General features: G+C 69.5%; 13 protein-coding genes. 4 read left to right on the top strand and 9 right to left on the bottom strand.

Annotated elements, in window-relative coordinates:
- Nucleotides 1-16 precede the first annotated feature (16 nt).
- The 3 genes from NMN56_RS07965 to nth form a co-directional block, all read right to left on the bottom strand.
- Nucleotides 17-1,216 (bottom strand): MarP family serine protease, encoded by a 1,200-nt coding sequence (locus tag NMN56_RS07965; RefSeq protein WP_274044400.1) that lies wholly within the window; start codon nt 1,214-1,216, stop codon nt 17-19.
- Between the two features lie 113 nt (nt 1,217-1,329).
- The gene (locus NMN56_RS07960; RefSeq protein ID WP_274044401.1) at nt 1,330-2,034 is read right to left on the bottom strand and encodes an NUDIX hydrolase; all 705 of its coding nucleotides are present in this window, start codon (nt 2,032-2,034) and stop codon (nt 1,330-1,332) included.
- On the bottom strand, nt 2,031-3,104 hold the full coding sequence (gene nth / locus NMN56_RS07955; protein WP_274044402.1) for an endonuclease III: 1,074 nt from the start codon (nt 3,102-3,104) through the stop codon (nt 2,031-2,033). Before nth ends, NMN56_RS07960 begins: the two co-directional genes overlap by 4 nt.
- A 244-nt stretch (nt 3,105-3,348) precedes the next feature.
- Between nth and NMN56_RS07950 the strand changes: the two genes are divergently transcribed.
- Nucleotides 3,349-4,023, top strand: coding sequence for a Crp/Fnr family transcriptional regulator (locus NMN56_RS07950; protein WP_274044403.1), 675 nt, complete (start codon nt 3,349-3,351; stop codon nt 4,021-4,023).
- Nucleotides 4,024-4,094: 71 nt separating this feature from the next.
- Here NMN56_RS07950 and NMN56_RS07945 read toward each other — a convergent pair whose 3' ends face one another.
- From NMN56_RS07945 to sp36, 4 genes are all read right to left on the bottom strand, one after another.
- A complete protein-coding gene (locus tag NMN56_RS07945) occupies nt 4,095-4,925 on the bottom strand; it encodes an MBL fold metallo-hydrolase (protein WP_274044404.1) in 831 nt (276 codons plus the stop codon).
- Entirely contained in the window at nt 4,922-5,785 is an 864-nt protein-coding gene (locus tag NMN56_RS07940; RefSeq protein ID WP_274044405.1) for an NUDIX hydrolase, read from the bottom strand. Before NMN56_RS07940 ends, NMN56_RS07945 begins: the two co-directional genes overlap by 4 nt.
- Before the next feature lie 82 nt (nt 5,786-5,867).
- Nucleotides 5,868-6,332, bottom strand: coding sequence for a RidA family protein (locus NMN56_RS07935; RefSeq protein ID WP_274044406.1), 465 nt, complete (start codon nt 6,330-6,332; stop codon nt 5,868-5,870).
- A complete protein-coding gene (sp36, locus tag NMN56_RS07930) occupies nt 6,329-6,490 on the bottom strand; it encodes a Sp36 family protein (RefSeq protein WP_274044407.1) in 162 nt (53 codons plus the stop codon). The genes NMN56_RS07935 and sp36 overlap by 4 nt, the downstream gene beginning before the upstream one ends.
- Nucleotides 6,491-6,619: 129 nt before the next feature.
- On the opposite strand from sp36, the gene bagA reads away from it, so the two are divergent.
- Complete coding sequence (gene bagA, locus NMN56_RS07925; protein ID WP_274044408.1) at nt 6,620-7,669, top strand: ATPase BagA; 1,050 nt, start codon at nt 6,620-6,622, stop codon at nt 7,667-7,669.
- 23 nt (nt 7,670-7,692) lie between these two features.
- On the top strand, nt 7,693-9,216 hold the full coding sequence (gene bagB, locus NMN56_RS07920; protein WP_274044409.1) for an ATPase BagB: 1,524 nt from the start codon (nt 7,693-7,695) through the stop codon (nt 9,214-9,216).
- A gap of 378 nt (nt 9,217-9,594) precedes the next feature.
- Here bagB and NMN56_RS07915 read toward each other — a convergent pair whose 3' ends face one another.
- The gene (locus NMN56_RS07915) at nt 9,595-9,933 is read right to left on the bottom strand and encodes a WhiB family transcriptional regulator (protein ID WP_274044410.1); all 339 of its coding nucleotides are present in this window, start codon (nt 9,931-9,933) and stop codon (nt 9,595-9,597) included.
- Nucleotides 9,934-10,432: 499 nt separating this feature from the next.
- On the opposite strand from NMN56_RS07915, the gene NMN56_RS07910 reads away from it, so the two are divergent.
- Nucleotides 10,433-12,739, top strand: a complete 2,307-nt coding sequence (locus NMN56_RS07910; RefSeq protein WP_274044411.1) for a transglycosylase domain-containing protein — start codon at nt 10,433-10,435, stop codon at nt 12,737-12,739.
- 361 nt (nt 12,740-13,100) lie between these two features.
- On the opposite strand, the gene NMN56_RS07905 is transcribed toward NMN56_RS07910, so the two are convergent.
- Entirely contained in the window at nt 13,101-13,565 is a 465-nt protein-coding gene (locus NMN56_RS07905) for a GatB/YqeY domain-containing protein (protein WP_274044412.1), read from the bottom strand.
- Between the last annotated feature and the right edge of the window lie 63 nt (nt 13,566-13,628).

The following is a 13,628-nucleotide window of genomic DNA, read 5'->3' as shown; positions in this document are numbered from 1 at the left end:
CGCGGGACGCGCTGACCTACATCGCGCAGCCTTCGCTGTCGGCCTGACGCATGGCCGTACGGCCCTTCTTGATGTCCTCGCGCAGTTCGTCGGCGGTCAGCGCGTAACCGGTCTTCTCGTTGTCGAGCGACTTGGCGAAGATCACGCCGTAGACGCGGCCGTCGCGGGTGAGCAGCGGTCCGCCCGAGTTGCCCTGCCGGATGTTCGCGTACAGCGAGTACACATCGCGGCTGACGGTGCCCCGGTGGTAGATGTCCGGGCCATTGGCCTGGATACGGCCGCGCACGCGCGCCGAGCGGACGTCGTAGGCGCCGTTCTCCGGGAAACCGGCCACGATCGCGTCGTCGCCGCCGGCCGCGTCCCTGCTGTCGAAGCGCAGCGAGGGCGCGTTCAGACCGGGGACACGCAGGACAGCGATGTCGCGCTTCCAGTCGTAGAGGACGACCCGCGCTTCGTGGCGCCTGCCCTCGCCGCCGATCTGCACGGTGGGCTCGCTGACCCCGCCCACGACGTGCGCGTTGGTCATCACCCTGTCGCCGGAGAAGACGAAGCCGGTCCCCTCCAGCACCTTGTCGCAACTCTGCGCGGTGCCCACGACCTTCACGATGCTGCGCTTGGCACGCTGGGCGACCGGGCTGCTCGCGAGTTCGGGATCGGGGGGCGCCACCTCGTGGATGGGCTCGTTGGAGAACGGCGAGAAGACCTGCGGATAGCCGTTCTTGGCGAGTACGGAGGAGAAGTCGGCGAACATCGTGTCCGCCTGCTGGGGCATCACCTGGGAGACCCCAAGCAGGACCTTGGAGCCCCGTACTTCCTTGCCCAGCGTCGGCAGGGACGTACCGGCGAGCGCGGAGCCGATCAGCCAGGCGACGACGAGCATCGCGAGCACGTTGACCAGCGCCCCGCCCGTGGCGTCCAGGGCGCGTGCGGGGGACCAAGTGATGTGCCGGCGCAGCTTGTTGCCCAGATGCGTGGTGAACGCCTGTCCCACGGAGGCGCAGACGATCACGACGACCACGGCCGCCACCACTCCGAAGGTGCCGGGCCTGCTGCCGTCTGTGACCTCGTCCCAGAGCAACGGCAGGACGAGCAGCGCCACCAGGCCGCCGGCGAGGAAGCCGATCACCGAGAGGATGCCGACGACGAACCCCTGCCGGTAGCCGACGATTGCGAACCATACGGCTGCGAGAACCAGCAGTACGTCCAGCACGTTCACCGAATCAGCCTCGCCTCGGACTCACCTTGACACTCCAACGCCGCTTCCGTCCCAGCCGTCGCGCGGGACCGGACGGCAGGGCGCGCGGGACGGAGAACCGGAGAGACACCGTCTCACGTGTGCCAGTCGAGTGAGACCCGGCGGTCGCGGTCCCAGGGCCGCTCCCAGCCCGCGTAGTGCAGAATCCGGTCGATCACACCCGCGGTGAACCCCCAGACCAGTGCCGAGCCGACGAGGAACGCCGGGCCCGCGTGGCCCGCGGGATGCACCGCCATCGCACGGTTGGCCGGATCGGTGAGGTCGGTCACCGGCACGGTGAACACCCGCGCCGTCTCGGCCGGATCCACGGGCTCCACGGGGGTGGGCCGCCGCCACCAGCCGAGCACCGGCGTGACCACGAAACCGCTCACGGGGATGTACAGGCTCGGCAGGACCCCGAACAGCTGCACGCCCGAGGGATCGAGCCCTGTCTCCTCCTCGGCCTCACGCAGCGCGGCACGCAGCCTGCCCTCGCCCTGCGGGTCACCGTCACCCGGATCGAGAGCCCCGCCGGGGAACGACGGCTGGCCAGCGTGGGAACGGAGGCTGGAGGCGCGCTCCATCAGCAGCAGCTCGGGGCCTTGCCGCCCCTCGCCGAAGAGGACGAGGACAGCGGAAGGGCGCCCTCCGCCGTCCTCGGGCGGCAGAAAGCGGCTGAGCTGGCCGGGCTCGACGGTCCTGGCGGCGTCGCGTACGGGCGCCAGCCAGCCCGGCAGGTCGCGGTCGCTGACCTCGACGGGGGTGGGGGACTCTCCGTGCCGGGAACGGGCGTTCGTCATTGGGCGGCCCCGGTGGCGGCCGGGTCGCGGGAGGGCAGCGGCGGCGCCGGCTGGCCCGGATAGTCGGCCGGCGGCTTCAGACGCTGTCCCGGCTGACCGCCCATCTCGTACTTGAGCAGCTTCTTCGCCTTCTCCGGGTCGGTCTCGCCCTCGCCGTACGACGGGCACAGCTCGGCGATCGGGCAGGCGCCGCAGGCTGGCCTGCGCGAGTGGCAGATGCGGCGGCCGTGGAAGATCGTGCGGTGCGAGAACATCGTCCACTCGCTCTTCGGCAGCAGCGCGTCGATCTCCTTCTCGACCTTGACCGCGTCGGTCTGCTCGGTGAGCTTCCAGCGGCGCACCAGGCGGCCGAAGTGCGTGTCGACGGTCAGCCCTGGAACACCGAATGCGTTGCCGAGCACCACGAACGCCGTCTTACGGCCTACGCCGGGAAGCGTCACCAGCTCGTCGACCGTCCCGGGGACCTCGCCGCCGAAGGAGTCGCGCAGCGCGGCGGACAGGCCCAGGAGGGACTTCGCCTTCGCGCGGAAGAAACCGGTGGGGCGGATCAGCTCCTCCAGCTCCTCCGGGTTCGCGGCGGCCATGTCCTCGGGTGTGGGGTACGCGGCGAAGAGCGCGGGCGTCGTCTGGTTGACCCTCAGGTCGGTGGTCTGCGCGGACAGGACGGTGGCGACGAGCAGCTCGAAGGAGTTCTCGAAGTCCAGCTCGGGGTGCGCGTAGTAGTACACCTCCGCCAGCTCGCTGTTGATCCGCTCAGCGCGGGACGCCTTGGACGCCTGGGACTCGGGCTTCGTACCGGCGGTGCCCTTTTTCGCCGGGGCCTTCTTGGCGGTCGCCTTCTTGGCCGGGGTCTTTTTTGCTGCTGCCTTCTTGGCGGTCGGCTTCGTCGCCGGCACCTTCGCTGCGGTCGCCTTCTTGGGCGCCGCCTTCTTCGCGGGAGGCTGCGCCGCTGGTGTCTTCTTTGCGGAGCCCTCCCTCGCCGTGGTCTTCTTCGCGGCGGTGGACTTCTTTGCCGTCTTCGCTCGCCTGGCCTCCTCGCGTTCGCTCACAGCAGAATCCTCCGTAGCCATCACCCGCCCAGCCCCTTCCTGGCCCGTGCGCTTCACGGGGCATCGGACACTCGGCCAGACTAAGGGGGCCCACCGACATTCGCGCCGCACGCAGCTGATTCGCACCCCAACCGGCCCCTGCGTTGGGAGCCCCGGCATGCGTACGTCAAACTTGTGACTGATTGCTGTGACTGATCGCACTGTTTCACCGTCCGGCATCATGGGATCCACGGATCCCATGGGCAGGTCGACAAGGAGAGAACTCGTGGACGACGTTCTGCGGCGCGCCCCGCTCTTCGCGGCGCTCGATGAGGAGCAGGCCGCTGAGCTGCGTGCCTCCATGACGGAGACGACGCTCGCTCGCGGTGAGGCCCTCTTCCACGAGGGCGAACCGGGAGACCGTCTCTATGTGGTCACGGAGGGCAAGGTAAAGCTGCACCGCACCTCTCCGGACGGCCGCGAGAACATGCTCGCGGTGCTGGGTCCGGGAGAGCTGATCGGCGAGCTGTCCCTGTTCGACCCGGGCCCGCGTACGGCGACCGCCTCCGCTCTGACCGAGGTCAAGCTGCTCGGCCTGGGCCACGGCGACCTCCAGCCCTGGCTGAACGCCCGGCCCGAGGTCGCGACCGCGCTGCTGCGCGCCATCGCACGGCGTCTGCGGCGGACCAACGACTCCATGTCGGACCTGGTCTTCTCCGATGTGCCAGGACGCGTGGCCAAGCAGCTCCTCGACCTGTCCCGCCGCTTCGGCGTGCAGTCGGAAGAGGGCATCCACGTGGTCCACGACCTCACGCAGGAAGAGCTGGCCCAGCTGGTCGGCGCCTCCCGCGAGACCGTGAACAAGGCGCTCGCCGACTTCGCCGGCCGCGGCTGGCTCCGGCTGGAGGCCCGCGCGGTCATCCTGCTGGACATCGAGCGACTGGCGAAGCGCTCCCGCTGACCTTCCGGATCCCTATGTGTAAGGGGCGCTCTCTCCAGGAGGGTGCCCCTTACATGTAGGGGCGTGCCGGACTAGATCAGGCCGTGCTCTCCCAAGTAGTCGAGTTGCGCGCGCACGGACAGTTCCGCGGCCGGCCACAGGGTGCGATCGACGTCCGCGTAGACGTGCGCGACAACCTCGGGAGCGCTGAGGTACCCCGCCTCGACGGCGGACTCGACCTGTGCGAGCCGGTTGGCCCGGTGCGCCAGGTAGAAGTCGATGGCCCCTTGCGCGTCGTTCAGGACGGGCCCGTGGCCGGGCAGGATGCGGCTGACGCCGTCGTCCACGCTCAGCGAGCGCAGACGGCGCAGGGAGTCGAGGTAGTCCCCGAGCCTGCCGTCCGGGTGCGCGACGACCGTGGTGCCCCGTCCCAGCACCGTGTCGCCCGTGAGCACGGCCGCGTCGGCGGGGAGGTGGAAGGAGAGCGAGTCGGCTGTGTGCCCCGGTGTGGGGACCACACGAAGTTCCAGGCCACCAGTAGTGACCACGTCCCCGGCGCCCAGCCCCTCGTCTCCCAGACGGAGCGCCGGGTCGAGTGCGCGTACGGGCGTACGGGTCAGCTCGGCGAAGCGCGCGGCGCCCTCGGCGTGGTCCGGGTGCCCATGGGTGAGCAGGGTGAGCGCGACGCGCCTGCCGGCCTCCTCGACCATGGTGACGACCCTGCGCAGGTGGGACTCGTCCAGCGGCCCCGGGTCGATGACCACGGCGAGGCCGGAACCCGGCTCGGCGACGATCCAGGTGTTGGTGCCGTCGAGCGTCATGGGTGACGGGTTGGGCGCGAGCACACAGTGCGCGCGCGTACTGGCCTGTCCTTCGATGGCGCCGCCGCGCGGCTGTCCGGGGAGTGCTGCGGCGTTCGTCATGCCGTACCGATCCTCTTGGTGAACTCGTCGTGTCCCGGCCAGCTCAGCACGATCTCCCCGCCCTCCAGGCGGGCCCGTGCGATGACCGGTGTGAGGTCGCGGGCCCCGGCCGCTGCGAGCGCGTCGGCTGCCGTCGCGTGCGGGGCCAGCTGGCGCAGGGTGGCGATGGTGGGCGGCATCATCAGCAGTTCGCCGCTGTCGTACCCGGAGGCGGCCTCTTCCGGCCTGACCCAGACGGTGCGGTCGGCCTCGGTGGAGGCGTTACGGGTGCGCTGTCCCTCGGGCAGCGCGGCGACGAAGAACCATGTGTCGTAGCGGCGCTGTTCGAACTCAGGGGTGATCCAGCGGGCCCACGCGCCAAGGAGATCTCCGCGCAGAACGAGACCCCTGTAGTCGAGGAAGTCGGCGAAGGACAGATCGTGCGCCACTAGTGCCGCTCTGTCGGTCTCCCAGTCCTCACCCGTGGTGTCGGCCACGACTGTCCGCTCGTCGGGCCCTGCCAGGAGGACGCCCGACTCCTCGAAGGTTTCGCGTACGGCGGCACACACAAGGGAGCGCGCGGTGTCCTCGTCCGTGCCGAAGCGCCGCGCCCACTCGGCTCCCGTTGGGCCTGCGCAGTCGACGGCACGGCTGTCGCGCGGGTCGACGGAGCCGCCCGGATACGCGTACGCGCCCCCGGCGAAGGCCATGGAGGCGCGGCGGCGCAGCATGTGGACGGCGGGGCCGCGCGGAGTGTCCCGCAGGAGCATGACCGTGGCGGCCCTGCGCGGGGCCACCGGCGTCAGTTCGCCGGCTGCCAGGGCACGGATACGCTCCGGCCACTCCGGTGGGTACCACTGGCCGTTCTGGGTGGACGACATGGGCGGATGCTACGGCCCGCCGCCTCGATGTTCGAGAGGCGGCGGACCGGCGGCAGCTCGCGGGGCCCGTGAGCGGGGCCGGTCAGTCCGCCAGTTCGACCTGGATCTCGATTTCGACCGGTGCGTCGAGCGGCAGCACGGCAACACCCACGGCGCTGCGCGCGTGCACGCCCTTGTCACCCAGTACCTCGCCGAGCAGCTCGCTCGCACCGTTGATGACACCCGGCTGCCCGGTGAAGTCCGGTGCGGAGGCGACGAATCCGGTGACCTTGACGACGCGCGCCACCCGGTCGAGGTCGCCCGCGACGGACTTCACGGCGGCGAGCGCGTTCAGGGCGGCCGTGCGCGCCAGCTCCTTGGCCTCCTCGGGCGTGACCTCGCCGCCGACCTTTCCGGTGAGCGGAAGGGTGCCCTCCACGAGGGGGAGCTGGCCCGCGGTGTACACGTAGTTGCCGGACCGTACGGCGGGCACATAGGCACCGGCCGGGGTGGCCGTCTTCGGCAGGGTCAGCCCGAGCTGCGCGAGCTTGTCCTCTACGGCACTCACGCCTCCTTCTCCCGCTTGAGGTAGGCGACGAGCTGCTCGGGGTTGTTCGGACCCGGCACGACCTGGACCAGCTCCCAGCCGTCCTCGCCCCAGGTGTCGAGGATCTGCTTGGTCGCGTGCACGAGGAGCGGCACGGTTGAGTATTCCCACTTCGTCATGGTGACGACCCTAACGGCTGCCCACGCCCTCCCGGAGAGCGGCGGTCGGCCCGGTCCGCACCGCCCGGACCAAGGGTTCGCACGGAGCCCCGCGCGTATGTGCGCCCCGGGCTGGTTAGGCTCCCAGCCGTGAGCAGGCTCCACGTAGTGACCGGCAAGGGCGGGACCGGCAAGACGACGGTCGCCGCCGCACTCGCGCTCGCGCTGGCGGACGGAGGACAGCGCACACTGCTCGTCGAGGTCGAGGGCAGACAGGGCATCGCGCAGCTCTTCGAGACGGAATCGCTGCCGTACGAGGAGCGCAAGATCGCTGTCTCGCACGGCGGCGGCGAGGTGTTCGCGCTGGCCATCGACGCCGAGCGCGCGCTGCTCGACTATCTCCAGATGTTCTACAAGCTGGGCAGCGCGGGTCGTGCGCTGAAGCGGCTCGGCGCCATCGACTTCGCCACGACCATCGCGCCCGGGCTGCGCGACGTGCTCCTGACCGGCAAGGCGTGCGAGGCGGTGCGCCGCAGGGACAAGCGGCAGCGCCCCGTCTACGACGCCGTGGTGATGGACGCGCCGCCCACGGGCCGCATCGCGCGCTTCCTCGGCGTGAACGAGGAGGTCGCCGGGCTCGCGAAGGTCGGGCCCGTGCACAACCAGGCACAGGCCGTGATGCGCGTCCTGAAGTCCCCCGAGACGGCGGTCCACCTTGTGACGCTGCTGGAGGAGATGCCCGTACAGGAGACCGTCGACGGCATCGACGAACTGCGCGCTGCCGGGCTGCCCACCGGCTCCGTGGTGGTGAACATGGTGCGTCCCCCGCTCCTCGGCGCCGAGCATCTGCTCACGGCCGGGGAGCGTACGGGCGATATCGCGCGTGCCTTCGCCCGCGCCGGTCTCGGGGGCGCGCGCCGGGGCGGGCACGCCGAACGGCTGGTCGCACCGCTGCTCGAACAGGGCAGGGAGCACGCAGAACGCGTCAGGCTGGAGCGGGGACTGCGCGGGGAACTGCACGGCCAGGACCTGCCGGTGCATGAACTCGGCCTGCTCAGCGAGGGTGTTGAGCTGGCGGGGCTCTACCGCCTCGCCACCGAGCTGCGCGGGCAGCTGCACACCGGGGCAGCGCACGCCGGACAGACACACGCCGGGCGGGCGCAGGCCGCCACGAAGGCAGCGGAGAGTGAGCGCGCGTGAGACCGGGGGAAGAGGAGGCTTCGATGGGGGCACCTGACGAGGCGATAGCCACGCCGAACGAGGCAGGGGACGGCGGCCCGTTGGCCATCGAGCCACTGGCCATCGACCCGCTGCTGGACGATCCGCAGACCCGCATCATCGTCTGCTGCGGCTCGGGCGGTGTCGGCAAGACGACGACGGCGGCGGCACTGGGCGTACGCGCGGCCGAGCGGGGACGCAGGACCGTCGTACTGACCATCGACCCCGCCCGGCGCCTGGCGCAGTCGATGGGCCTGTCCGAGCTGGACAACACCCCGCGCGAGGTCCCCGGGGTCGACACCTCGGCGGGCGGTGAACTGCACGCCATGATGCTCGACATGAAGCGTACGTTCGACGAAATCGTCGAGGCGCACGCGGAGCCCGACCGCGCCAAGGCGATCCTGGACAACCCCTTCTACCAGTCGCTGTCGGCCGGTTTCGCGGGGACGCAGGAGTACATGGCGATGGAGAAGCTGGGGCAGCTCAGGTCGGACGACGAGTGGGACCTGATCGTCGTGGACACCCCGCCCTCGCGCTCGGCACTGGACTTCCTGGACGCGCCCAAGCGCCTGGGGTCTTTCCTGGACGGCAAGTTCATCAAATTGATGATGGCGCCGGCGCGGGTCGGCGGCCGGGCGGGCATGAAGTTCGTGAACCTCGGCATGGCGGGCCTGTCGATGTTCACGGGGGCTCTCAACAAGCTCCTGGGCGCCGGGCTGCTGCGCGACATGCAGACGTTCGTCGCCGCGATGGACACCATGTTCGGTGGCTTCCGTACGCGTGCGGACGCGACGTACCGGCTGCTCCAGGCGCCGGGCACGGCGTTTCTCGTGGTCGCGGCGCCGGAGCGGGACGCGCTGCGCGAGGCGGCGTACTTCGTGGAGCGCCTGGCCGCCGACCGGATGCCTCTGGCCGGGCTCGTGCTCAACAGGATGCACGGCAGCGAAGCGGCGCGGCTGAGCGCCGAACGGGCGCTCGCCGCCGCGGAAAATCTTGAGGACGGCGGCATTGTGGATCGCAGCCGTGGGAATGGTGACGGGCACGAAGCCCTGTCGGCGGGTCCTGAGGACCCCGAGGACGGCTCCCCCGTCGCCGAGAGCCCCGGCACCGCCGGGTCCGTCACCACCGCACGAGCATCCCGTACACCCCACGCAGAAGACACCACCGCCTGTACGGCGAAGACGCCCAGCACCACCGCGAAGACACCCAGCATGCCCTCGGGGAACGGCGCGGCCAAGGAGAGCGAAGAAGCCGCGCAGCAGACTGACACCCCCAGCCAGGAGCAGCCAGGCGCCCCCACCGCCGAACCGGAGGACGAGGCAGGCCAGTTGGCCGCTGGGCTGCTGCGCCTGCACGCCGAACGGATGCGCCTGCTCGCCCGCGAACGGCGCACGCGCGACCGCTTCACGGCCCTGCACCCTGAGGTGCCCGTGACCGAAGTGGCCGCACTACCGGGGGACGTACACGACCTGACGGGCCTGCGCACCATTGCTGAGCGGCTGGCGCAACAGCCCTACTCCGCCGACTAGTTGGTCGGCCGGAATGCCTCGTCGCTTCGTTGTGCCTCGGTGTGCCTCGTGCCGTACGTGATGTCGTGAGGGCTTCCACCTGCCTCGTGGGGAGCCCGTCCGAGAAGCCCCTGCACGTGAGAAGCCTCTGTCGCCTCGGCTCTGCTCAACTTCTGTGGTGCTCTTCTTGCTGCTTTTTCTGCTCTTACTGCGAAACCCGGCTGCTTCCGGGGAAGCTGCTTGCGAACTGACCACCCGCCAGCCCAACCGATGAGGGCCTCACAAGTGAGGTACTCACAAGCACCTTGACCGCGTTCTACTGGCGCGCTCAACTCCCTTTGCAGCCTGTTCAGTTGTGGTGCCGCGCGCGGGGCCTGCCTGTGGTGGACGGCTGCACGCCTACCCCACGGCGGCGTAGTCCCGCTCGCTCTCGATGTCCTCGGGCAGCACTCCGCCCGTGTCGCGCTCGTACTCCGATCGCGCCGTCTCCAGAAGTCGGCGCCAGGAAGTGACCGTCGGCCGGCGGCGCAGCAGCGCCCTCCGCTCGCGCTCGGTCATTCCGCCCCAGACACCGAACTCCACACGGTTGTCGAGGGCGTCGGCCAGGCACTCTGTGCGCACCGGGCACCCGGTGCACACTGCCTTGGCGCGATTCTGTGCCGCTCCCTGCACGAATAGTTCGTCCGGATCCGTAGTGCGGCATGCTGCCTGCGCACTCCAGTCTGTAACCCAGCCCATAGCCGGTGCCGTCCTCTCCCGAATCGAGGCTCCCCCACGGCGGCGAACGGCATATTCACCGTTGCCAGTTGAGGACGTTACGGAAGCGGGACATGGCGCAACACCCCCTTCGGGCCCAATCTTGAATGGCCCGAACGGACTATGCGTATGCGGCAGATCACCCAACGGAGTGAGCGAACGACAAGCGCGACGTTCCGGCTACATTCGGGCAGTTCAGAAGGGTCGCACCGGATACCGACGGCCGGGGAGCGGCTGTCGGACAGCGCCGGGCAGATGCCACATGGATTTCTCCTGGCATATGACGGAATTCCCGGCAGTTCTCATCACTCACTGGAGTGACACGGAAGGTAACGGTAAGGACTGTGACGGAAGACCGTCGAAGTGACAGGTGTGGGAACGAGAACCGATCACAGCTTAGGTGACCCCTCCGGCCGCTGTCCGGCGTTTGCGTCGCTTCCCCACGGGATTCCCGGGCTGCACTCGTCGTAGGCTCTTCCCCATGGCTAAGAAGCGCGCGGGCGGAGGGCTGACCGGCCCCCAGCAGGTCGCCAGGTTCCTCGGCGTCAGTGTGCTGGCGGGAGCGGTGATGGCGGGGCTCGCCCTGCCGGCCGTCGGAACTCTCGGACTGGCGGCGAAGGGCACGGTCGAGGGCTTCGACGAGCTCCCCGTGAACCTGAAGCGACCGCCGCTCAGCCAGCGGACCACCATCCTGGACTCGCAGGGCGGGGAGATCGCCAAGGTCTATTCGCGCGACCGTACGGTCGTCGACCTCAAGAACATCTCGCCCTACATGCGCAAGGCGATCGTCGCCATCGAGGACGCGCGCTTCTACAAGCACGGCGCTGTCGACCTCAAGGGTGTCCTGCGCGCGGTCAACAGGAACGCACAGTCCGGCGAGGTGTCCCAGGGCGCGTCCACACTGACGCAGCAGTACGTGAAGAACGTCTTTGTCGAGGAGGCGGGCAACGACCCCGAGAAGGTCGCCCTCGCCACCCAGCAGACCATCGGCCGGAAGATCAAGGAACTGAAGTTCGCGATCCAGGTCGAGGAGGAACTGGGCAAGAAGCGGATCCTGGAGAACTACCTCAACATCACCTTCTTCGGCCAGCAGGCATACGGCGTCGAGGCCGCCGCGCAGCGCTACTTCTCCAAGTCGGCCAAGGAGCTGACCCTTGAGGAGTCCGCGCTGCTCGCCGGGATCGTCCAGTCCCCCAGCAGGTACGACCCGGTCAATGACCCGCAGGAAGCCAAGAAGCGTCGCAATGCCGTGCTCGCCAGGATGGCCGTGCAGGGTGACATCTCGCGCTCCCAGGCCGAGGCCGCCAAGAAGAAGCCGATCAAACTCTCGGTCAGCAAGCCCAAGAACGGCTGCATCACCGCGGACAAGGGTGCCGGCTTCTTCTGCAACTACGTGCGCGAGGTCTTCCTCTCGGACCCGACTTTCGGCAAGACCTCCAAGGCACGCGCCAAGCGCTGGAACCAGGGCGGTCTGACGATCAAGACCACCCTCGACCCGAAGGCGCAGGACTCGGTCAAGCACTCGGTCGAGCAGCATGTGAACAAGTCCGACAAGGTCGCGACGGCCGTCTCCATCGTCGAGCCCGGCACCGGCAAGATCCGCGGCATGGGCCAGTCGCGCCCGTACGGGTTCGGGAAGAACGAGACGGAGATCAACCTGTCCGTCGACCAGGACATGGGCGGCGGCGCCGGGTATCAGCCCGGTTCTACCTTCAAGCCCGTGATCGCAGCCGCGGCGCTCGACCGCGGCACCAGTCCGTACCAGTCCTATCCCTCGCCGTACCGCATGCAGTACCCCTCGCCCGTGACGACCTGCAAGGGGAACTGGAGCGGCAAGGCTCCGGTGGAGAACGAGAACCGCGGCGAGGTCGGCCCGTACCGGATGAAGGAAGCGACCGCCAAGTCGGTCAACACCTACTTCGTCTCGCTGATCAGCCAGGTCGGGATCTGCCCTGTCACCGACATGTCCAAGAAGATGGGCATCGAGCGGGCCGACGGCAAGAAGATCGACCAGGTGCCCTCGATCAGCCTCGGTACGCAGGAGATGTCGCCGCTGACGATGGCCGAGGGCTACGCGACGTTCGCCAACCGGGGCGTTCACTGCACATCCGTAGCCATCGAGTCGATCACCGACCCGCAGGGCAAGCGTCTGAAGGTGCCGAAGACCCAGTGCGAACGCGCCATGAAGACGAAGACCGCCGACACGGTCAACACTCTGCTGCGCGGCGTGGTCGAGGACGGCACCGGTAAGAAGGCGGGGCTCAGCGGCCGGGACAGCGCGGGCAAGACGGGTACGACCGACCAGCGCTACGCCGCCTGGTTCGTCGGCTACACCCCGAACCTGTCCGGTGCCGTCTGGGTCGGCGACCCCGCACACCGCACGCAGATGACCAACATCACCATCGGCGGCGTGCCCTACGACAAGGTCTTCGGTGGCGAGGTGCCGGGGCCCATCTGGCGCGACGCGATGGCCGGAGCGCTCGCGGACAAGCAGGCGCCGAAGTTCCACCACGTGCCCATCAAGGACGACGACAAGAAGAAGAAGAAAAAGAAGCCGAAGCCGCCGAAGCATGACGCCGACGACCACAAACCGGACAACCCCCCGCCGGACGTGGACGTGCCGCCGGACATCATCGGAGGCGGCGACAACGGCGGCGGCGACAACGGCGGCAACGGCGGCTGGCCCGGTGGTAACGGCAACGGCGGCAACGGCGGCGGCCCAGGAGGCTGGGACACCGGCGGCGCCGACGGGGGCTGGGACCCGGGCGGCAACGGCGAGTGGCCGTAGGCCGGTTGAGCCGTAGACCGGTTGGGCCGCGTCGGCCGTCAGCGGGTGGGCCATGCCGGCCGTAAGCCGGTGGGGCTGTGGGGGCTGGTGAGTCCGGGGACGGGTCGGTGGGTCCCCGGCGCCTGGTGAATCCGGCGCCTGGGCTGCAAAACCTGATGCCTGGCGAAGCCTGATGGCTGGCGACGTCGGCGCGGCACCCGGTGGGGTCTGTCGCCCGCAGGTCCGGCATCCGGCGCTCGGAGGGCCGGTGGCCTTGTGGGCCGAGTGAGCACAGGTATGGGGCGCCCTCTCTGGGAGGGCGCCCCTTACCTGTGTACTACTTGCGCTCTGCGTGCGGGCGGGCCCGTTACAGGCCGGCCGATCAGCCCGCGAGGTGCTGCTTGACAGCGGCGGCCACCCGGCCACCCTCTGCGCGGCCGGCGACCTTCGGATTGACGATCTTCATGACGGCACCCATCGCACGCGGGCCCTCGGCGCCCGAGGCCCTCGCCTCGGCTACGGCTTCGGAGACGAGCACGTCCAGTTCCTCGTCGGTGAGCTGCCGCGGCAGATAGTCCGCGAGCACCTCGCCCTCGGCCCGCTCCCGCTCCGCCTGCTCCGCACGGCCGCCGTCCGCGAACGCCTGAGCCGCCTCCCTGCGCTTCTTCGCCTCGCGGGTGATCACCTTCTGCACCTCGTCGTCGGAGAGTTCGCGCGCGCTGGTGCCCGCGACCTCCTCGTTCGTGATGGCGGAAAGGGTCATCCGGAGGGTGGCGGAACGCAGCTCGTCGCGGTCCTTGATCGCTGCGGTGAGGTCGCCCTGCAGCCGGGATTTGAGCGTGGTCATGGGGTCAGTGTGCCAGGGCAAGGCCAAAGCTCGCCCGGGACAAACGGTCGTAGAGGGCGTACA

This window comes from Streptomyces iconiensis (assembly GCF_028657195.3).
Taxonomy (GTDB): Bacteria; Actinomycetota; Actinomycetes; order Streptomycetales; family Streptomycetaceae; genus Streptomyces; species Streptomyces iconiensis.
This window is presented reverse-complemented; position numbering and strand designations above follow the sequence as displayed.